This is a genomic window from Sphingomonas sp. R86520, from assembly GCF_042466285.1.
In the GTDB taxonomy this organism is placed as follows: domain Bacteria; phylum Pseudomonadota; class Alphaproteobacteria; order Sphingomonadales; family Sphingomonadaceae; genus Sphingomonas.
The window spans coordinates 1,072,163-1,089,791 of the sequence record NZ_JAXHBZ010000001.1 but is presented as its reverse complement, the minus strand read 5'-3'; the positions used below and the strand labels follow the sequence as shown (position 1 = coordinate 1,089,791).

Below are 17,629 nucleotides of genomic sequence, written 5' to 3'. Positions count from 1 at the left end.
CGATCGGTGACGGCCCGCGTGCGCCTGCGATCACCTGTAGGTTTGGTTGCGACGCCGCGCCACCGCGATTTATCATATCAAGCCGAATGACCGGCCGTGCGCGACCGGCGACCAACGCCTGCATTCCTTGCATCCCGATCGCCGCGGAACGCGTTTGTGCACTGCCCCCTCGCTGGTCGAGTCAGGTCCTCATCACTGCCCGGAGTTGCTTCATGTCCAAGACCATCATCGCCGATCTGTTCGCCGAGACGCTCCATCTGGCCGGTGTCGAGCGTATCTACGGGGTCGTCGGTGACAGTCTGAACGGACTGACCGACAGCCTGCGGCGACAGGGCAAGATCGAGTGGATCCACGTCCGCAACGAGGAAGCCGCAGCATTCGCCGCGGGGGCGGAAGCGCAACTGACCGGCAAGCTCGCCGTCTGCGCAGGGTCATGCGGCCCGGGCAACATGCACCTGATCAACGGACTATACGACTGCAACCGGACCCGCGTGCCGGTGCTGGCGATCGCCGCACAGGTGCCGAGCGGCGAAGTGGGCTCGAACTATTTCCAGGAAACGCGTCCGGAGGCGCTGTTCCGCGAGTGCAGCGTCTATTGCGAGACGATCTCCGATGCGGACCAGATGCCGCGGACGCTGGAGACCGCGATCCGTGCCGCGGTCGGCCACCGCGGAGTCTCGGTTGTCGCGATGCCGGGCGATGTCGCCTTGCGCGCGACGACGGGAACGCTGGCGCGGTCGGCGGGCGCGCTCTTGCCGCCGACGTCGGTGACCGTCCCCACGCCGACGGATATCGCCGACCTTGCCGCTCTGTTGAACGGTGCCGAGAAAGTGACGATCCTGGCGGGGCGGGGGTGCCGGACCGCGCACGCCGAACTCGTCACGCTCGCAGGGATATTGCAGGCCCCGATCGTCCATGCGCTCGGCGGCAAGGAGTTCGTCGAATACGACAATCCCTATGATGTCGGCATGACCGGCCTGATCGGCTTTTCGAGCGGCTACGACGCGATGATGGCCTGCGACGTCCTGCTGATGCTCGGCACGGATTTCCCGTATCGGCAGTTCTACCCGGAGAAGGCCAAGGTCGCGCAGATCGATTTGATCCCGGAAAATCTCGGTCGGCGGACGGCGATCGATATCGGGTTGGTCGGCGATGTCGGCGCGTCGCTTGCCGCGCTCATCCCGCAGCTGACAAGCGGACGCGATGGCAGTTTCCTGAAATCCGCGCGCGAGAACTACGCGGAGTCGCGCAAGGGGCTCGACGATCTTGCTGACGGGACGCCCGGCAGCGGCGTCATCCATCCGCAGCACGTTGCGCGCGTACTCAGCGAACAGGCGGCGGACGATGCGGTCTTCGCGTGCGACGTCGGTACGCCGACGGTATGGGCCGCACGCTATCTGAAGATGAACGGCAGGCGGCGACTGATCGGGTCGTTTAACCACGGATCGATGGCCAACGCGTTGCCGCAGGCGATCGGCGTACAGGCGACCTGTCCGACCCGACAGGTGATCACGATGTCGGGCGACGGCGGTCTGGCGATGCTGATGGGCGAGTTGCTGACGGTGCGCCAGCTTGGGCTGCCGGTGAAGATCATCGTCTTCAACAATGGCACGCTCGGCTTTGTCGAGATGGAGATGAAGGCGGCCGGGCTGATCGAGACCGGCGTGACGCTCGACAATCCCGACTTCGCGGCGATGGCGCGGGCGATGGGTCTGCACGGCGTTCGAGTGACCGATCCGGGCGAGGTCGAGGCGGGCATCCGCGACGTGCTGTCGCATCCGGGGCCGGCGTTGCTCGACGCAGTCACCGCGCGGACCGAATTGTCGATGCCGCCGAAGATCACGCTCGAGCAGATGAAGGGCTTCACGCTCTACATGGCAAAGGCGATCATCAGCGGGCGCGGAGACGAGGTGGTCGAGCTGGGCAAGACCAATGTCGGCTTGCTGAAACGTCTGTTCTAGGCGCCGGAACGGGTCGGCGCGGTGTCCGTCACAATGACAGACGGGCCCGCGCCGCGCGGTATTCGCGTTCGAGGCGGTCGACGCGGTCAGCGACGCTTTCGACCTCGGTGACCGCACCAATGCCCTGGCCCGATCCCCAGATGTCGCGCCACGCCTTGGGCTTCGATCCGTTGCCGCCACCGAAGTCCATCGTCTTCAGGTCGCCCTCGGGCAGCGCATCGGGGTCCATGCCGGCCGCGACGATCGATGCGCGGAGGTAATTGCCGTGCACGCCCGTGAACAGGTTCGAATACACGATGTCGGAGGCCTTGCCGGCAACGATGCCGTCCTTGTACGCCTGGTCCGCATTCGCCTCGGTGGTCGCGATGAACGGCGATCCGATATAGCCGAAGTCCGCGCCCATCGCCTGCGCCGCCAGCACCGCATCGCCGGTCGCGATCGAGCCCGACAGCGCGAGCGGGCCGTCGAACCACTGGCGGATTTCCTGGACGATCGCGAACGGCGACAGTCGACCGGCATGGCCACCGGCGCCCGCCGCGACCGCGATCAGGCCATCTGCACCCTTCTCGATGGCCTTGCGCGCGAACCGGTCGTCGATCACGTCGTGGAGCGTGATGCCGCCCCAGCCATGGACGGCCGTGTTGAGGTCTTCGCGCGCGCCGAGCGAGGTGATGACGATCGGCACCTGCCACTTCGCACACGTCGCGAGATCGCTTTCCAGGCGATCGTTCGACTTGTGGACGATCTGGTTGACCGCGAACGGGGCTGCGGGGCGATCCGGGTTCGCGCGGTTATGCGCGCTGAGTTCCTCGGTGATCCGGTGCAGCCACTCGTCGAGCATCGCCTGAGGCCGCGCATTGAGCGCGGGGAACGAACCGACGATACCGGCCTTGCACTGCGCGATCACCAGCTCCGGGCCGGAAATGATGAACAATGGCGAGCCAATGACGGGCAGGCGCAGGTTTTTTAGAATAGCGGGTACGGTCATATGGGTTTTCTAGCGCAACCCATTCGCACACGCCAGAGCCGGTTTTGCCCTCCATATCGTCACCGTGTGGACGATATGGAGGGCAGGGTACCCGGTCAGGCCATCTTGCCGATGACCTTGTCGAGCGTCAGCGGATATTCGCGGACACGGACGCCGCAGGCGTTGTAGACCGCGTTGGCGATCGCCGCGCCGACGCCGCACAGGCCGAGCTCGCCGATCCCCTTGGCCTTCATCGGCGAGGACTTCTCGTCGAGTTCGTCCATGAAGAACACGTCCTGGTGCGGGACGTCGGCGTGCGCCGGCACATGATATTCGGCCAGGTCGTGGTTCACGAAATAGCCGAAGCGCGTGTCCACTACCGCGTCCTCCATCAGCGCCGCACCGACGCCCATCGTCATCGCGCCGATCACCTGGCTGCGTGCCGATTTCGGGTTGAGGATGCGGCCCGCCGCAAACGCCCCACCCATGCGGCGGACGCGGATCTCGCCGGTCGCCGAATCGACGCCGACTTCGACGAAATGCGCGCCGAACGTGGCCTGTGCGTAGGTCTTGGTCAGGTCGCCGAACTCGATCGAGTCCTCCGCCGAAAGGCCGGCATCACCGGCCGCCTCGGACAGCGCGACGCTGCGGTTGCCCGACTTCACCTTGCCGTCCTCGAACACGACGTCGCCCGAATTGAACCCGAGTTTGCGAGCCACCGAATCGCGCAGCGCCATGCACGCCGCATAGACGCCCGCGGTCGAGCTGTTGCCGCCCCACTGGCCACCCGAGCCCGACGAGGCAGGGAAGCTGCTATCGCCGAGCAGCACGATGACCTTGTCGACGGAAACGCCCATCAACTCGGCCGCGGTCTGCGCGATGATCGTGTAGCTGCCGGTGCCGATGTCGGTCATGTCGGTGGCGACCGTCACGGCGCCCTTCTTGTCGATGCCCACGCGCGCGCCCGATTTCATCGTCACGTTGTCGCGGAATGCCGACGCCATGCCCATGCCGACCAGCCAGCGACCGTCACGGACCTGTCCGGGCACGGCGTTGCGCTTGTCCCAGCCGAACCGCTCGGCGCCGGTCTTCAGGCAGCCGACCAGATCACGCTGCGAGAACGGACGTGTCGGCTTTTCCGGATCGACCTGCGTGTCGTTGATAATCCGCAGCTGGACCGGGTCCATCTTCAGCTTCTCGGCCAGTTCGTCCATCGCCGCTTCGAGCGCGAGCAGGCCGACCGCCTCGCCCGGCGCACGCATCGCATTGCCCTCGGGAAGATCGAGCACGGCAAGACGCGTCGCGGTCATGCGGTTGGCACCCGCGTAGAGCAGCCGAGTCGCGTTTGGCGCGGTCTCGGGGCCGCCGCCGGGCAGATCGCCCGACCAGCTCTCATGGGCGATCGCGGTGATCTTGCCGTCCTTCTGCGCGCCGATACGAAGGCGCTGGATCGTCGCAGGGCGATGCGTCGTATTGTTCATTACCTGCGGGCGCGCGAGCGCGAGCTTAACCGGACGTCCGCCGATCGCACGCGAGCCGAGCGCTGCCATGACCGCATCGCTCCGGACCCACAGCTTCGAGCCGAAACCGCCGCCGACATAGGGCGACATCACGTGGATGCTTTCCTTCGGCAGGAGCAGCGTCTCGCTCATGTCGCCGACCGCCCAGGCGATCATCTGGTTCGACGTCCAGAGCGTGAGCTTGCCGTCCTTCCACGCCGCGGTGGTGGAGTGCGGCTCCATCATCATGTGGCTCTGGTCGGGCGTGGTGTAGCGCTCGTCGAGCTTGACCGGCGCCTTGGCGAACGCACCCGCAAAGTCGCCGACCGCAGTGTCGGGGGTGCCACTCTTCGGCTTGGTGGCCGACGCTTGCGATGCGGCGAGATCGAACCGGCCGGCCGTGCGCGCGTAGTTCACGCGGAGCAGCTTGGCACCGGCGCGGGCCTGCTCGAACGTCTCGGCGACGACGACCGCAACCGCCTGGTCGTAATGCTGGACCTCTGGCCCGGCGAGCATCCGTGCCGTGTGGTTCTTGGCTTTGCCGAGCTTGCCGGCGTTTTCGTAGGTGACGACCGCAAGCACACCGGGTGCAGACTTCGCGTCGGCGACATCGATGCTCTCGATCCGGCCCTTGGCGATCGCCGAGCCGAGGATGTAGCCATAGGCCGCGTTTGGGGCGGCATCGTTGCGCTCGTAAGCGTAGTGCGCGGTGCCGGTGGTCTTCAGCTTGCCGTCGATGCGGTCGATCGGCTGGCCGAGGACCTTCATCCGGTCGGTCGGGTTCGCCGTGGCGGGGGTATCGAACTTCATGGGCGTCAGGCCTTCGCTTCTTCGAACACGGCGCCGATGGTGCGTTCGACCAACGGCAGCTTGAACGCGTTCTGTGAGGTGGTGCGGGCGCCGGCGAGCACCGCCGCGGCGGTGGCCTTGGCACCGTTGGGCATCTGCGCCTCGGCCGCCTCGACCCGCCACGGCTTGTGCGCGAGGCCACCAAAGGCGAGCCTGCCGCGCCCGCCGGGCTGAATGATCGCCGCGACCGAGATCAGCGCGAACGCATAGGACGCCCGGTCGCGGACCTTCTGGTAGATATGCGTGCCGCCGATCGGCTTGGGCAACGTCACCGCGGTGATGAGTTCACCGGGCGCGAGCGACGTCTCGATGTTCGGCGTAGCGCCCGGCAACCGGTGAAAATCGGCGATCGGGATCGCGCGTGTCTCGCCGGCGGCGTTCACCGTCTCGACCGTCGCATCCAGCACGCGCATCGCCACCGCCATGTCGCTCGGATGCGTCGCGATGCACGCCTCGCTCGTCCCCATGATCGCCAAGTTGCGGTTGAACCCTCCAACCGCCGCACACCCGGTCCCAGCCTGACGCTTGTTGCAGGGCTTGGTGGTGTCGTAGAAATACGGGCACCGGGTCCGCTGGAGCAGATTGCCTGCTGTCGTCGCCTTGTTGCGAAGCTGGCCGGACGCGCCGGACACGAGCGCACGGGTGAGCACGCCGTAATCCTTACGGACCCGGGCATCTGCGGCGAGATCGGTATTGCGGACGAGGGCGCCGACGCGGAGCCCACCGTCGGAGGTCGACACGATTCTGTCGAGGTCGAGGCCGTTGACGTCGATCAGGTGCTGCGGGGTCTCGATCTGCAGTTTCATCAGGTCGAGCAGGTTGGTGCCGCCCGCGATGAACTTCGCGCCTGGCGTGCGGACCGCGGCGCTTGCTGCCTCCTTCGCCGAGGTCGCACGTTCGTACGTAAAGGCCTTCATGCCGTGCGCTCCGTGCCCGAGACGTCGTGGATCGCGTCGATGATGTTCGAATAGGCGCCGCAGCGGCAGATGTTGCCGCTCATCCGCTCGCGCAGCTCGTCGGTGGTGACCGACGGTTGCGCGGCGATGTCACCGGTGACGTGGCTGGGGATGCCGGCCTTGATCTCGCCGAGCGTCGCGACCGCGGAACAGATCTGGCCGGGCGTGCAATAGCCGCACTGGTATCCGTCATGCTTGACGAACGCCGCCTGCATCGCGTGCAGCTTCTCAGGCGTGCCGAGGCCTTCGATCGTCGTGATCTCTTCGCCCTCGTGCATGACCGCTAGCGTCAGGCAGCTATTGATGCGGCGCCCCTCGACGATCACCGTGCACGCTCCGCACTGGCCGTGATCGCAGCCCTTCTTGGTGCCGGTGAGCTTCAGATTTTCGCGGAGTGCATCGAGCAGCGTGGTGCGCGTGTCGACGGTCAGCTTCGTCGTATGGCCGTTGACCTTCAGCGTGACCGGCATGGTCGGCGGCGCTGGCTGCGGGGCGCCCTGGGTCTGTGCCTGCGCACCCGGCGTTGCGGCCAGCGTGGCCGACGCGACGCCACCGGCGATCACGCCACGGCGCGACACCGGAAATCCTTCATCTTGATGCATATAAACCCCTGTATCTGTTAGCGTAACCAGCGAGGGCAGCCAAAGTTGCGCTAACCTGTGATTGGTTCCGTGAATTCTGCGTCATGTGGCGTGTGATAGGGTGTTGTAATGCGGACTATTTCTTCGAGCGTATCGGTTCGCCTCTACCATCTCGACGATAGCGGCGAAGGTGGTGCGGCAACAACGTTGTTCTATGGCTCGCTCGGCGAGGCGCTGGGAATTGCGGCGCAACAGGAGGAGGACGTCCAGGCGGGACTGTACCTCGCCACCGAGAACGACGTTGTCGCGTATCTGGATCTGGAAGACTAGGGCTTGCCTCACGATCCTCCCCTGGAGGGAAAGGATCGTGAGGTCGGACTCACGTCCCGGGCGTGAAGCCATCGTCGCGGTCGCGCGGGGTGGGAGCATGAACTTCTGCGCAAATCGAGCGAAGTGCCGGCTTCATCCCTTCCTCGAAGGTCGGGTGGTAGAAGGGCAGGTCCAAAACCTCGGTCGCGGTCCAGCCGCTCTGGATGGCCCAAGCGATCAAATGCGCACTGTGCTCGACCGCGGGGCCCGCCATCGTCGCGCCTGTCAGGCGCCCGTCGCGGCGATCGGCATAGAAGCGGACGAGACCGGCGTTGCACGCCTCGACCTTCGCACGGCCCTGATCGTCGTACGAGGCGGCGCCGATGACGCTGTCGGTATCGCCGTCCTGCGCGACCTTGCCGATGACTGCGACGTTGGGATGCGTGAACATGATCGAGAACGGGACCATGCGCTTGCCCGGCAGGATCTCTGGATAGCTCGCGGCATTGCGCCCTGCGATCGTGCCCTCTGCGGACGCTTCGTGCAGCACCGGCCTGTCATGGTCCGCGTCGCCGGCGAAGAAGATCGGCGCGGTGCCGCACTGCATCGTGTCGCGGTCGTAATCGGGCATGCCGTGCTCGTCGAGGTCCAAGCTGGTAGTCTCGAGGCCAAGTCCCTCGATCTGCGGCGGCCGGCCGGTTGCGACAAGCAGATAGTCGAAGCGCTTCTTGCCGGTTGCCGAGCCGGTCCAGGACACCATCACGCAGTCGCCGTCCGGCTCTGCCGTCAGTTCGACGCCCAGCAGGATCGGCAATTCGCGCGCAAGGATCGTCTGGAGCGCCTCGGCCACATGAGGGTCCTTTAGCGCGGCGATTGTGTCGCCCATGTCGAACACCATCGTCTCGACCTCGAGCCGCGCCAGCGCCTGCGCCAGTTCGAGCCCGAGCGGTCCGGCACCGATTACCCCGATCGAGCCGGGCAGGGTCGGCAGGTCGAAGATCGTCTCGTTGGTCAGCACCCGGTCGCGCACCGCGTCGAACATATTGGGGACGTCTGGGCTCGACCCCGTGGCGATCACGACGGACTTGGCGTGAACCTTACGACCATCGTCGAGCGACAGGATCGTGGCGCCGGCGAACTTCGCGCGCGCATCGACCTTCACGTCGTCCGGAAGGCCAGCGATAGAATTCTCGACACCCGCGACGAACGCGTCGCGCTCCTTGCGGACACGCGCCATCACGGCGGCGCCGTCGAGCTTGCCGGAGGCTTCGACGCCGAAGGTTGCGGCCTGTTTTACCGCGTGTGCCGCATTGCCAGCCGCGATCAGCAGCTTGGAGGGCATACAACCGACGCTGGCGCAGGTGGTGCCGCCAAAGCCGGTGTCGATCAGCAGCGTCTTGGCGCCGTTGCGGCGGGCGCTGCGCTCGGCGGCAAGGCCAGCGGTTCCCGCGCCGATGATCGCGACGTCGCAGGTCAGGTTAGTCATAAGTCTCTCCGCTGCCGGAGAATTCCGGGGTAGAACGCTACGAAACATTCGACCCACCCCAGCCGTTCCGCAGTGCAGCAATACATTATAGAAGGACGGCCATGCTCACGCTTCACCATTTGAATTTCTCGCGCTCGATCCGCGTCATCTGGCTGCTCGAAGAACTCGGCATCGAGTATGATCTCGTGAAATACGAGCGCGATGCCAATTTTCGCGCGCCATCCGAACTGAAGGCAATCCATCCGCTGGGCAAGGCGCCGGTGCTGGTCGACGGCGACCTCACGCTGGCCGAAAGCGCCTCGATCCTGGCCTATATCGACGACCGCCACGGCGACCGCCGGTTCTCCCCGCCAGTCGGCAGCGACCCGGCGGCGCTGCATGACGAATGGCTGCAATATGTCGAGAGTTCTGCGTCGTTGCCGATCATGATGACGTCGCTCGGCAAGCGCATGGGTGGCTTGCCCGACGGCCTCGCCAAGTTCACCGGCCCGGAGGTGACCAAGACGCTCGACTATATCGCCGCGGGTGTAGGCGAGGGGCCGTATCTCATGGGCGACGCGCTGATGCTAGCCGACATCCAGATGTGCTACATTCTCGCGATCGCAGAGGGTGCGGGCCTGTTGACGGCGCATCCCGCGGTCTCAGCCTATCTCGACCGACTGAAGGCAAGGCCGGCGTTCGTCGCCGCTACCGAGATCGGCGGACCGTTGATGCCGCCCCGCCGCTGACGAACGCCGATTTAGCTTTGGGGGGCGTCACCCCCCGAAGCTGCGTCCACCGAACCCGCCACCAAAACCGCCGCGCGAGATCACCGAACTACGCGATTGTACGCGGGCAGGGGCCCTCGCCGTCGTCGGCGTGAAGGCGTCGGACCCTACCCGCGTCCGGCCCGTCACATAGTCCCGGTTGATCCGGCCACCCGCGCCGCCATAGTAATTGCCATCGCGGTCGCGGTACATCGGCGCGCCGCGGTTGCCGAAGCCGCCATTGAGTGCCTGGCCGACCAGGAACCCCGTCAGCAACGGCGTAAAGAAGCTCCCGCCGCTGCCGTTGTTGCGCGGCTCGCACTGCGCGGCGCCGTATTGCTCTTCGCAGGTTTGCTTGTCCTCGAACCGTGGCCCGGTCTTTGCGGCGTCGGCCTTGGCCTGCTCGAAGGCAGTGTCGCACTGCACCGCGGAAAGCGCACCGGCCGCGCGGCATTCGGCGACGGAGGCATAGCTCTGCGCCTCGACCGGCTTGCCGCCGACATCGCCGTCGCACGCGGTCAGCGAAATGCCCGAGCCCGCGATCAGGCTGGTAAGGACGATCGTTCTGGAACGCTTCATCGGTGCCTCCTCAGTTCGTCATGCAGGCGGCGTTGAGGATGCCGACGCAGAGCGAGATACTGCCCATATACGTCGCGGCGGCAATTTCGCCGCGGACGATCCGGTCGTTGAAGTCGCGCATCACGAAATGCTGGACGACCAGGAACGTCACGATCTGAATCACGCCCGCGAGCAGCGCCCAAACCGCAAACTCGACCAGCGAGACCGTATGCGTCAACGCGGAAGCGAGCGGCAGGACATACCCGAGCAACGCCGCGCCGAGCGTGATCGCCGCGGCCGTATTGCCCTCCCGGATCAGCGACTTCTCATGATACGGCGTCGCGACCTGATAGACGATCTTGAACAGAATCGTGAACCCCCCCGCCGCGACGAACGCGATCAGGAAGGCGAGCGCGCTGGCGCCGAAGCTGTATTGGTCGATCATGGCATTTCCCCCGGAGCCGTCTGCGCGTGACGCTAGGCCCGGAACTCGCCGAGTTCCAATGCCACGCCCAGCATGATCTCGAACGAGACCTCACCAGACTCGGTTTCCATGTCGATCGCGAGCAGCAATTCGCGGCCGTCGTCGCCCGGCAGATCGCGGCTGAACAGCATGCAGGTCTGGAAGATGCGGCGGTCGACGATGCCGTCGCGGTCGTCGTGCAGCTCCTCCCAGAACGTCACGGGCTCCTGTTCGCTCGCTTCAGGACCGAACCATGCTCGGCCATATTCGGGCAACCCTTCCGCGGTGAAGGTGCGCGCCTTGAGGCGGCTCTTCCACGCGGGGCGCTCTGCGGACGACGAGGGGTAGGCGCTGTCCCACGGTGCGAACAGCGTGACATCCGTAACGTCTTGCCCGGCTCGGTCGTTCGACACCGCCTGGAACATGATGTCGTCGTCGGTGTAGAACCGGTGGACGAAACCGCCTTCATTGAGGTCGATCAGGCCCTGCGCGACGATCACCAGCGTATCGCGGTCGAACGGGAACAGGAGCTCCGACCCGAACCGGCGCCAAGCGAGCGGATCGACGGTGACCGTCCGACCCAGCGTGACGTTGCGGACGACGGGCAGGGCGTTTCCGTCAAGCGCTGGCTTGCGGCCGAACAGGCGATCGAACATGCAATCCTCGTATGTCTGATTGGCCCCCCGCATAGGCCAAAGCGCGGGACGTCGCAAAGCGCCATTGGCGTCCTCCGCGCCCGCGCCTATGTGTCTCCGCGAGCGACAAGCACGGGAGTTCTTGCATTTGACCGACATCTGGACCGTCCGCAGCCTGAAGGCGGCGCTCGATACGTCAGAGCCTGCCAAGGCCGGCGAATTCTCCGCGCGGATCCTCGAAGGCGCGGACCCGGTGCTGCTGGTGACGATGCACCACCACGGCGACCTCGAACTGTTCGTCAACGTCAGCGAGGCGCAGATCTCTGCTTCGACCTTGCTATGGCCGTGCGACGAGCAGGAGGACGCTCTCGCGTTCAACACCTTCCTCTTGAAGTCGCAGAAGTTGGTACCGCTGTCGAACTTCGGGATCGGTACCGTCAAGGGCCGCGATTATTACGAGCTGTTCGGCGAACTCGCGACGTCGAGCCCGCTCGATACTGTCGTGATCGAACTGCGCACGCTCGCCGAGAATGCGATTGATGCGGCCACTGACCTGCGCCACGCGCAGATCCCCGCCGCCTGATTTAGATACAAACGGAGAGACTGGCATGGCCATCTGGAGCAAGCTTTTCACCCTCGGTCGTGCCGGTGCGCACGAAGCGGGCGCAGCCGTCGTCGATGCGAACGCGCTACGCATCCTCGACCAGGAAATCCGCGATGCCGACAAGGCGCAGGGCAAGGCACGCGACGATCTCGCAGGGCTGGTCGCCCGCCGCCGCATCCTCGAAACCGAAGTCGAGAGCTTCCGTGCTCAGGCGACGAAGTACGAGGCGTCTGCACGGATCGCGGTCGAGAAGGGCAACATGGACCTCGCGCGCCAGGTCGCGCAGCGGATCGCCGATCTCGAACAGGACATCGCGCTGAAGTCCCCGCAGGTCGAGGACATGCGCGCCGCCGAGGAGCAGATCCACACCGCCGTCGCGCAGACCGATCGGAAAATCGAACAGCTCCGCCGCGAGGTCGAGGTCGTCAAGGTCAACGAGTCGGTGCAGAAGGCGCAAGCCTCGGTCGCATCGGGCAGCATGGGTGCGGGCAACAAGCTCGGCTCGGCGGCGGACAGCCTCGCGCGCATTCGCGAGCGGCAGGCGATCCGCGGCGAGCGGATCAAGGCGGCGGGAGAACTCGAGGATCGTCGCACCGGCGCAGATCTCGACGAGAAGCTGCGGTTGGCAGGGATCGGACCCGGCCAGTCCTCGGCCGACGACGTGCTTGCGCGCCTGACGGCCCCCAAGACCGGACAGCTCGGCCAAACGCTGCAGATCGAGCAGCGCGACGACTCCAAGACGTCGGACTCCTGATGCGCCGGATTGCGGTCGATCCGCGCGGCGACTGGCGCGAGCGGGCCGACGCGATCGGGTTCGTCTATCACGACACGGACGGCGAACCCTATTGGGACGAGGGCGCGGCCTACGCCTTTACGCTCGCGGAGATCGAGGACGACCTCGAACCCGCCGCGGAACAGCTCCATGCGATGTGCCTCGATCTGGTCGATGAGGTGGTTCGCGACCAGCAGTTGATGGAACGCCTCGCGATCCCGCGCGAGCAGTGGAATTACGTCGCGGAAACCTGGCGGACGCGGCAGCCGTCGCTCTACGGGCGGTTCGATTTCGCCTATGACGGCACCGGGCCGGCCAAGCTCTACGAGTACAACGCGGACACGCCGACATCGGTGTTCGAATGTGCGACGTTCCAGTGGATGTGGCTCGAGGATTTGCTCGCGAGCGGTGCGTTGCCGGCGGGCACGGACCAGTTCAACAGCCTGTTCGACAAGCTACGCGAGCGGTTCCGTGCATTGTTTCCGAGCGGTGGCTTCGTCCATTTCGCCGCGGATGCGTCGGCGGTCGAGGATCGCCAGACGGTGCGGTTCTTCGAGGATGTAGCGTCGCAGGTCGGGATCGAGCCGAAGTTCGTCGAGATGAAGGATATCGGCCTCGCCGCGGACGGCCGCTTCGTCGATACCGACGGCTTCGAGGTGCAGGCCGCGTTCAAACTGTACCCGTGGGAGTTCATGCTGCGCGAGCCCTATGCGCCGAACCTGTCGCGCGCAGACGTGCGCTGGATCGAGCCGGCTTGGAAGTCGATCCTGTCGAACAAGGGCATTTTGCCGCTGCTGTGGGAGCGGCATCCCGACCATCCGAACCTGCTGCCCGCGTTCTTCGACGACGATCCCGCCGCGAAGATTCTCGGGCCGAAATATGTGCGCAAACCGCTGTTCTCGCGCGAGGGCGCGAACGTCGAGGTGATCGGCGAGAGCGGCCATGCCGTGCTTGACCAAGGCTATGGCGCCGAGGGTGCGATCCGTCAGGCCTATGCGCCACCTCCCGTGTTCGACGGCCGCCATCCGGTGATCGGCGCGTGGATGGTCGGCAACGAAGCCGCGGGGATCGGCGTTCGGGAAGATGAAACGGTCGTGACGCGCAATCTCGCGCGGTTCGTGCCGCATATCATCGAGGCGAATGATGACTGACGCGCGAGAATTGCCCCCGCTGCCGCCGATGGAGCGGCTGGTCGAACTGATGTTCGATGCCGCTAGGACGGGGCGGGACGAGATGATCCCGGCGCTGTTGCGGGCGGGCGTCGATATCGAGGTGACCGACGCCAAGGGCTACACGCCGCTCGTGATCGCCAGTTATAACGGCCAGGCCGGAGCCACCGCGGCTTTGCTCGCAGCAGGCGCGCAGGTCGACGGCGCCGCGGACGCGCGCGGCAACACCGCGCTGATGGGCGTGTGCTTCAAGGGTTACGCCGAGCTCGCGCAGATCCTGCTCGACGCGGGCGCCGACGTGAACCGGCGCAATGGCGTCGGCCAGACCGCGCTGATGCTGGCGGCATTGGTGAACAAGACGGCGATCATCGACCTGTTGCTGGAGCACGGTGCGGACCCGGCGATCGTCGATGCGGCAGGGAACAGCGTGCACTCGCTGGCGGTATCGCAAGGGAACGAGGCGTTGGCCGCACGCTTCGCAACGGCTGGTTAGCTACCCCAAGTTGTTCGCCTTCGCGGGTGAACAAGCTCCCTTGCTTGGTTAGTCGTCAGCCTGCCGTTCGGCTCCGGCATGCGTCTTCGCCAGCACAGCCCCGACATGTGCCTCGCCCCGAGCCTCCGCCAGCCGCACCTGCCGCTCACGCTCCGCATACCCAGCCCGCTGCACCTCATCCCGCGCATCATGACACGCCGGACAACTCACCCCCTCGACATACAGCGGCGAAGAACGATCCGCCACGCTCACCGGCATCCGGCAAGCATGACACAGGACATGACTTCCCAAAGCAAGCCCATGTCCGACCGCAACCCGCTGGTCGAACACGAAACACTCCCCCTCCCATAGACTCTCCGCCGCGGGCACGGTCTCCAGATACTTCAGGATGCCGCCCTTGAGGTGATACACCTCATCCAGCCCCTCGGCCTTCAGGAACGCGGTCGACTTCTCGCACCGTATCCCGCCGGTACAGAACATCGCGATCTTCGGCGGCGGGCCGTCGCCTACCAGTTTGTCACGATGCTCGCGAAACCAAGCCGGAAAATCCCGGAACGTCCGCGTCTGCGGATCGACCGCGCCGGCAAATGTCCCGACCGCAACCTCGTAATCGTTGCGCGTGTCGATCACGATCGTCCCCGGCTCGGCGATCAGCGCGTTCCAGTCCGCCGGCTCGACATAATGGCCGACCCCTTCCAGCGGATCGATCGCAGGCTCGCCCATCGTCACGATTTCGCGCTTCAGCCGCACCTTCATCCGGTGAAACGGCATCGTCTCGGCCCGCGACTCCTTGACGTCGAGATGGGCGCATCCCGGCAGCGCGCGGATGTGCGCGAGCACCGCGTCGATCCCCTCCTCGGACCCGGCGATCGTCCCGTTGATCCCCTCGGCGGCCAGCAGCAGCGTGCCCTTCACGCCGTTCGAACAGCAGACGAGCGCGAGGGGCGGCTGGATCGCGGCGATGTCGGCGAACGGCGTGAAGCGGTACAGCGCCACGACGCGGATGGGCAGGGTTTCAGTCATCGGTCTATCATGCAGGGGTGAGGGGCAGCTCCTTAGCGCAAGTCGCCCCCCGCGTCAGCCTGCGGTGACGATCATCCCGTCGACGACCGCGACCGGCCACGGCGTCAGCCTTGTCCCGCCGCATGGCCCACCAACGCACGCGCCGTTTTCGATCTCGAACAGCGCGGAATGCCAGCTACACGCGATCAGGTCGCCGCGCGGAGTGAGATAGTCGTCGAGCACTTGAGCGAGCGGCAGGCCCATATGCGGGCAGCGATCGACATAGCCGAACACCGCGTCCTCCTTGCGCACGACGAAGCCGTGAAAGCGGCCCGCGCGCATCTGGAGCACGAAGTTACGCGCCTTGCCCTCGGCGATTGCATCAAGCGGCGCGAGCTTGATCCCGCCGGGCGTGGCGGTCAGCCGTTCCCCGTCACTCATGCGCGGTCGGCGTCCGGCTGCCGATCCGGATGAGCGGCGGCAAAAGCGGGCAGGGCGCGGGCGTTGTCAGCAGCGACCTTGAGGTGCGGATAGAGTGAGAGATCGACCGCGAACCGCTCGGCCGAATAGACCTGCGGCACCAGATGGCAGTCCGCGATCGTCGGCATCGCACCGAACGCAAAGCCGTCGCCGTGCCGCGCGATCAGCGTCTCCAGCGCAGCGAACCCGTCGCCGATCCAGCGTGCGATCCAGCGGTTCACCGCCGCCTCGTCCGCCCCGAACTCAGCGCGCAAGGCGTTCAGGATACGAAGATTGTTCACCGGATGGATATCGCACGCGATCGTCGCGCCCATGGCACGGACGATTGCCCGGTTGGTCGCGTCTGCCGGTAGCAGCGGCGGATCGGGATACACCTCGTCGATCCATTCGAGGATCGCTGGGCTCTGCGTCAGGACCGCGTCGTCGGTCTCCATTGCCGGCACAAGCCCCTGCGGATTGAGCGCGCAATAGCCGGCCTCGTGTTGCGCACCAGTGCGGAGATCGTGCGTGACCTGTTCGTAACTCACGCCCTTTACGGCCAGCGCGGTGCGGACGCGGTAGGCGGCGGTCGAGCGCCAATAGCCGTGCAGCGTGAGGCTCACTGCGGCAGGACCGCCTTCGGGAAGTCCGACCAGACCGCATCGTAGTCGAGCTGCGATTGCTCAAGCGCATAGGCGGTCGGTTTGTACGGCCAGCAGCTCTCCAGCATGAATGCCATCGTGCCGTCGATCCTATGCGGCTTCAGGTCCGCCGCGCTCGCACCCTGCCAGCTCGCCAGATCCGGCCCGTGGCCCGACATCAGATTGTGCAGCGAGATACCACCCGGCGCGAACCCTTCCGCCTTCGCGTCATAGGCGCCGGTGATCAGGCCCATGGCCTCCGACATAACGTTGCGGTGGAACCAAGGCGGGCGGAACGTGCCCTCGGCGACCATCCAGCGCGGCGGGAAGATCACGAAATCGGCATTCGCGCGCCCGGGCACGTCGCTCGGCGAGGTCAGCAGCGTGAAGATCGACGGATCGGGATGGTCGAAGCTGACCGTGTTGATCGTGTTGAACCGCGACAAATCGTAGCGCCACGGCGCGAGGTTGCCATGCCACGCGACCACGTCGAGCGGGGAATGGTCGAGCGTCGTGGTCCACAGCGAACCCATGAACTTCTGGACAACCTCGACGGGCTCGTCGCGGTCCTCGAACCAGGCGACCGGGGTCTCGAAATCGCGCGGGTTGGCGAGGCCATTGGCGCCGATCGGGCCGAGATCGGGCAGCCGGAACAGCGCACCGTGGTTCTCCGCAACATAGCCGCGTGCTTCGCCGTCGGGGAGTTCTGCGCGGAAGCGGACGCCGCGGGGCACGAGCGCGATCTGTCCGGGGGCGATCTCGATCCGGCCGAGTTCAGTCAGCAGTCGGAGGCGTCCGGCCTGTGGTATGAACAGCAGTTCGCCATCGGCATCCATGAACACGCGGTCAGTCATGTCGGCGTTGGCGGCGTAGACGTGCAGCGCGACGCCTTCGAGATCGGCGGGATCACGGTTGGCGAGCATCGTCGTCATGCCGTCGACCAGATCAGTCCCGGGGGCTGGCGCCTCGATCGGATCCCAGCGCAGGCGATTGGGCGCGAGTGGCGCATCGGTGGTGCCGGGCGCGAACCGTTTGGCGCCGGCGTAGCGCTCGAACGGGGGATGCTCGGCGGTCGGACGCATTCGGTAGAGCCAGCTGCGGCGGTTCTCGTGGCGCGGCGCGGTGAAGGCGGTGCCGGAAAGCTGTTCGGTGTAGAGCCCGAACGCGGGCCGTTGCGGCGAATTTCGGCCGATCGGCAGCGCGCCGGGGATGGCCTCTGTGGAAACGTGATTGCCGAAGCCGGATAGGTACTCAGTCTGGCGGGCGGTCTCGCCTGCGGGGTTGGTCGGCTGGTGAATTGTCATGGCTTCCTCTCCGTCACCTGTCCCGATCAACGCCCGAACCGCCGGCCGTTCAAACTCTTTCTGCCCCTCTCCCCCGGGGAGAGGGAGGGAGGCGCGCGCTTGCGCGGCGGAAGGGTAAGGGCACGTGCTGGCGCCGCGCGTGCCCTCACCCTCGGCGCTACCGCGCCTTTCCCTC

At 65.9% G+C, this 17,629-nt stretch carries 19 protein-coding genes; 7 read left to right on the top strand and 12 right to left on the bottom strand.

What is annotated here, in order from left to right:
- Window positions 1-212 precede the first annotated feature (212 nt).
- Window positions 213-1,961 carry a ubiquinone-dependent pyruvate dehydrogenase gene (gene poxB, locus SJY41_RS05165; protein WP_380779638.1) on the top strand — a complete coding sequence of 583 codons (1,749 nt, stop codon included), beginning with the start codon at window positions 213-215 and terminating at the stop codon, window positions 1,959-1,961.
- A gap of 28 nt (window positions 1,962-1,989) precedes the next feature.
- Here poxB and SJY41_RS05160 read toward each other — a convergent pair whose 3' ends face one another.
- The 4 genes from SJY41_RS05160 to paoA form a co-directional block, all read right to left on the bottom strand.
- Window positions 1,990-2,949 carry an NAD(P)H-dependent flavin oxidoreductase gene (locus SJY41_RS05160; RefSeq protein WP_380779636.1) on the bottom strand — a complete coding sequence of 320 codons (960 nt, stop codon included), beginning with the start codon at window positions 2,947-2,949 and terminating at the stop codon, window positions 1,990-1,992.
- A 95-nt stretch (window positions 2,950-3,044) separates the two neighbouring features.
- A complete protein-coding gene (gene paoC / locus SJY41_RS05155) occupies window positions 3,045-5,237 on the bottom strand; it encodes an aldehyde oxidoreductase molybdenum-binding subunit PaoC (protein WP_380779634.1) in 2,193 nt (730 codons plus the stop codon).
- Between the two features lie 5 nt (window positions 5,238-5,242).
- Window positions 5,243-6,193, bottom strand: a complete 951-nt coding sequence (locus SJY41_RS05150; RefSeq protein ID WP_380779632.1) for an FAD binding domain-containing protein — start codon at window positions 6,191-6,193, stop codon at window positions 5,243-5,245.
- Entirely contained in the window at window positions 6,190-6,834 is a 645-nt protein-coding gene (gene paoA / locus SJY41_RS05145; protein ID WP_380779630.1) for an aldehyde dehydrogenase iron-sulfur subunit PaoA, read from the bottom strand. Before paoA ends, SJY41_RS05150 begins: the two co-directional genes overlap by 4 nt.
- 108 nt (window positions 6,835-6,942) lie before the next feature.
- Between paoA and SJY41_RS05140 the strand changes: the two genes are divergently transcribed.
- Window positions 6,943-7,143, top strand: a complete 201-nt coding sequence (locus SJY41_RS05140; protein ID WP_380779628.1) for a hypothetical protein — start codon at window positions 6,943-6,945, stop codon at window positions 7,141-7,143.
- Between the two features lie 49 nt (window positions 7,144-7,192).
- On the opposite strand, the gene SJY41_RS05135 is transcribed toward SJY41_RS05140, so the two are convergent.
- Window positions 7,193-8,608 (bottom strand): dihydrolipoyl dehydrogenase, encoded by a 1,416-nt coding sequence (locus SJY41_RS05135; protein ID WP_380779626.1) that lies wholly within the window; start codon window positions 8,606-8,608, stop codon window positions 7,193-7,195.
- Window positions 8,609-8,709: 101 nt separating this feature from the next.
- On the opposite strand from SJY41_RS05135, the gene SJY41_RS05130 reads away from it, so the two are divergent.
- Complete coding sequence (locus SJY41_RS05130; protein WP_380779625.1) at window positions 8,710-9,336, top strand: glutathione S-transferase family protein; 627 nt, start codon at window positions 8,710-8,712, stop codon at window positions 9,334-9,336.
- A 27-nt stretch (window positions 9,337-9,363) separates the two neighbouring features.
- On the opposite strand, the gene SJY41_RS05125 is transcribed toward SJY41_RS05130, so the two are convergent.
- Genes SJY41_RS05125 through SJY41_RS05115 form a run of 3 tightly spaced genes read right to left on the bottom strand, consistent with a single transcriptional unit; the run spans window position 9,364 to window position 11,031 of the window.
- Window positions 9,364-9,933 (bottom strand): DUF1190 domain-containing protein, encoded by a 570-nt coding sequence (locus SJY41_RS05125; protein ID WP_380779623.1) that lies wholly within the window; start codon window positions 9,931-9,933, stop codon window positions 9,364-9,366.
- A gap of 10 nt (window positions 9,934-9,943) precedes the next feature.
- Window positions 9,944-10,357, bottom strand: coding sequence for a DUF350 domain-containing protein (locus SJY41_RS05120; RefSeq protein WP_380779622.1), 414 nt, complete (start codon window positions 10,355-10,357; stop codon window positions 9,944-9,946).
- 32 nt (window positions 10,358-10,389) lie between these two features.
- On the bottom strand, window positions 10,390-11,031 hold the full coding sequence (locus SJY41_RS05115; RefSeq protein ID WP_380779620.1) for a DUF2491 family protein: 642 nt from the start codon (window positions 11,029-11,031) through the stop codon (window positions 10,390-10,392).
- A 127-nt stretch (window positions 11,032-11,158) separates the two neighbouring features.
- Here SJY41_RS05115 and SJY41_RS05110 point away from each other — a divergent pair, with 127 nt between their 5' ends.
- Genes SJY41_RS05110 through SJY41_RS05095 form a run of 4 tightly spaced genes read left to right on the top strand, consistent with a single transcriptional unit; the run spans window position 11,159 to window position 14,048 of the window.
- On the top strand, window positions 11,159-11,593 hold the full coding sequence (locus SJY41_RS05110; RefSeq protein ID WP_380779618.1) for a YjfI family protein: 435 nt from the start codon (window positions 11,159-11,161) through the stop codon (window positions 11,591-11,593).
- A gap of 25 nt (window positions 11,594-11,618) precedes the next feature.
- Window positions 11,619-12,368, top strand: coding sequence for a PspA/IM30 family protein (locus SJY41_RS05105; protein ID WP_056481642.1), 750 nt, complete (start codon window positions 11,619-11,621; stop codon window positions 12,366-12,368).
- Complete coding sequence (locus SJY41_RS05100) at window positions 12,368-13,537, top strand: glutathionylspermidine synthase family protein (protein WP_380779616.1); 1,170 nt, start codon at window positions 12,368-12,370, stop codon at window positions 13,535-13,537. Before SJY41_RS05105 ends, SJY41_RS05100 begins: the two co-directional genes overlap by 1 nt.
- Window positions 13,530-14,048, top strand: a complete 519-nt coding sequence (locus tag SJY41_RS05095) for an ankyrin repeat domain-containing protein (protein ID WP_380779614.1) — start codon at window positions 13,530-13,532, stop codon at window positions 14,046-14,048. The genes SJY41_RS05100 and SJY41_RS05095 overlap by 8 nt, the downstream gene beginning before the upstream one ends.
- A gap of 48 nt (window positions 14,049-14,096) precedes the next feature.
- Here SJY41_RS05095 and SJY41_RS05090 read toward each other — a convergent pair whose 3' ends face one another.
- The 4 genes from SJY41_RS05090 to hmgA are packed head-to-tail and all read right to left on the bottom strand — an operon-like array spanning window position 14,097 to window position 17,454.
- Window positions 14,097-15,071 (bottom strand): rhodanese-related sulfurtransferase, encoded by a 975-nt coding sequence (locus SJY41_RS05090; RefSeq protein WP_380779612.1) that lies wholly within the window; start codon window positions 15,069-15,071, stop codon window positions 14,097-14,099.
- A gap of 54 nt (window positions 15,072-15,125) precedes the next feature.
- A complete protein-coding gene (locus tag SJY41_RS05085; protein WP_380779610.1) occupies window positions 15,126-15,491 on the bottom strand; it encodes a Rieske (2Fe-2S) protein in 366 nt (121 codons plus the stop codon).
- The gene (gene maiA, locus SJY41_RS05080) at window positions 15,488-16,132 is read right to left on the bottom strand and encodes a maleylacetoacetate isomerase (RefSeq protein ID WP_380779609.1); all 645 of its coding nucleotides are present in this window, start codon (window positions 16,130-16,132) and stop codon (window positions 15,488-15,490) included. The genes SJY41_RS05085 and maiA overlap by 4 nt, the downstream gene beginning before the upstream one ends.
- Window positions 16,129-17,454 (bottom strand): homogentisate 1,2-dioxygenase, encoded by a 1,326-nt coding sequence (gene hmgA / locus SJY41_RS05075; RefSeq protein WP_380779607.1) that lies wholly within the window; start codon window positions 17,452-17,454, stop codon window positions 16,129-16,131. The genes maiA and hmgA overlap by 4 nt, the downstream gene beginning before the upstream one ends.
- Between the last annotated feature and the right edge of the window lie 175 nt (window positions 17,455-17,629).

What these genes read in the sequence shown, in the direction of transcription:
- poxB (WP_380779638.1), top strand. Translation starts at nt 213, where the DNA reads ATGTCCAAGACCATCATCGCCGATCTGTTCGCCGAGACGCTCCATCTG.
- SJY41_RS05160 (WP_380779636.1), bottom strand. Translation starts at nt 2,949, where the DNA reads ATGACCGTACCCGCTATTCTAAAAAACCTGCGCCTGCCCGTCATTGGC.
- paoC (WP_380779634.1), bottom strand. Translation starts at nt 5,237, where the DNA reads ATGAAGTTCGATACCCCCGCCACGGCGAACCCGACCGACCGGATGAAG.
- SJY41_RS05150 (WP_380779632.1), bottom strand. Translation starts at nt 6,193, where the DNA reads ATGAAGGCCTTTACGTACGAACGTGCGACCTCGGCGAAGGAGGCAGCA.
- paoA (WP_380779630.1), bottom strand. Translation starts at nt 6,834, where the DNA reads ATGCATCAAGATGAAGGATTTCCGGTGTCGCGCCGTGGCGTGATCGCC.
- SJY41_RS05140 (WP_380779628.1), top strand. Translation starts at nt 6,943, where the DNA reads ATGCGGACTATTTCTTCGAGCGTATCGGTTCGCCTCTACCATCTCGAC.
- SJY41_RS05135 (WP_380779626.1), bottom strand. Translation starts at nt 8,608, where the DNA reads ATGACTAACCTGACCTGCGACGTCGCGATCATCGGCGCGGGAACCGCT.
- SJY41_RS05130 (WP_380779625.1), top strand. Translation starts at nt 8,710, where the DNA reads ATGCTCACGCTTCACCATTTGAATTTCTCGCGCTCGATCCGCGTCATC.
- SJY41_RS05125 (WP_380779623.1), bottom strand. Translation starts at nt 9,933, where the DNA reads ATGAAGCGTTCCAGAACGATCGTCCTTACCAGCCTGATCGCGGGCTCG.
- SJY41_RS05120 (WP_380779622.1), bottom strand. Translation starts at nt 10,357, where the DNA reads ATGATCGACCAATACAGCTTCGGCGCCAGCGCGCTCGCCTTCCTGATC.
- SJY41_RS05115 (WP_380779620.1), bottom strand. Translation starts at nt 11,031, where the DNA reads ATGTTCGATCGCCTGTTCGGCCGCAAGCCAGCGCTTGACGGAAACGCC.
- SJY41_RS05105 (WP_056481642.1), top strand. Translation starts at nt 11,619, where the DNA reads ATGGCCATCTGGAGCAAGCTTTTCACCCTCGGTCGTGCCGGTGCGCAC.
- SJY41_RS05100 (WP_380779616.1), top strand. Translation starts at nt 12,368, where the DNA reads ATGCGCCGGATTGCGGTCGATCCGCGCGGCGACTGGCGCGAGCGGGCC.
- SJY41_RS05095 (WP_380779614.1), top strand. Translation starts at nt 13,530, where the DNA reads ATGACTGACGCGCGAGAATTGCCCCCGCTGCCGCCGATGGAGCGGCTG.
- SJY41_RS05090 (WP_380779612.1), bottom strand. Translation starts at nt 15,071, where the DNA reads ATGACTGAAACCCTGCCCATCCGCGTCGTGGCGCTGTACCGCTTCACG.
- SJY41_RS05085 (WP_380779610.1), bottom strand. Translation starts at nt 15,491, where the DNA reads ATGAGTGACGGGGAACGGCTGACCGCCACGCCCGGCGGGATCAAGCTC.
- hmgA (WP_380779607.1), bottom strand. Translation starts at nt 17,454, where the DNA reads ATGACAATTCACCAGCCGACCAACCCCGCAGGCGAGACCGCCCGCCAG.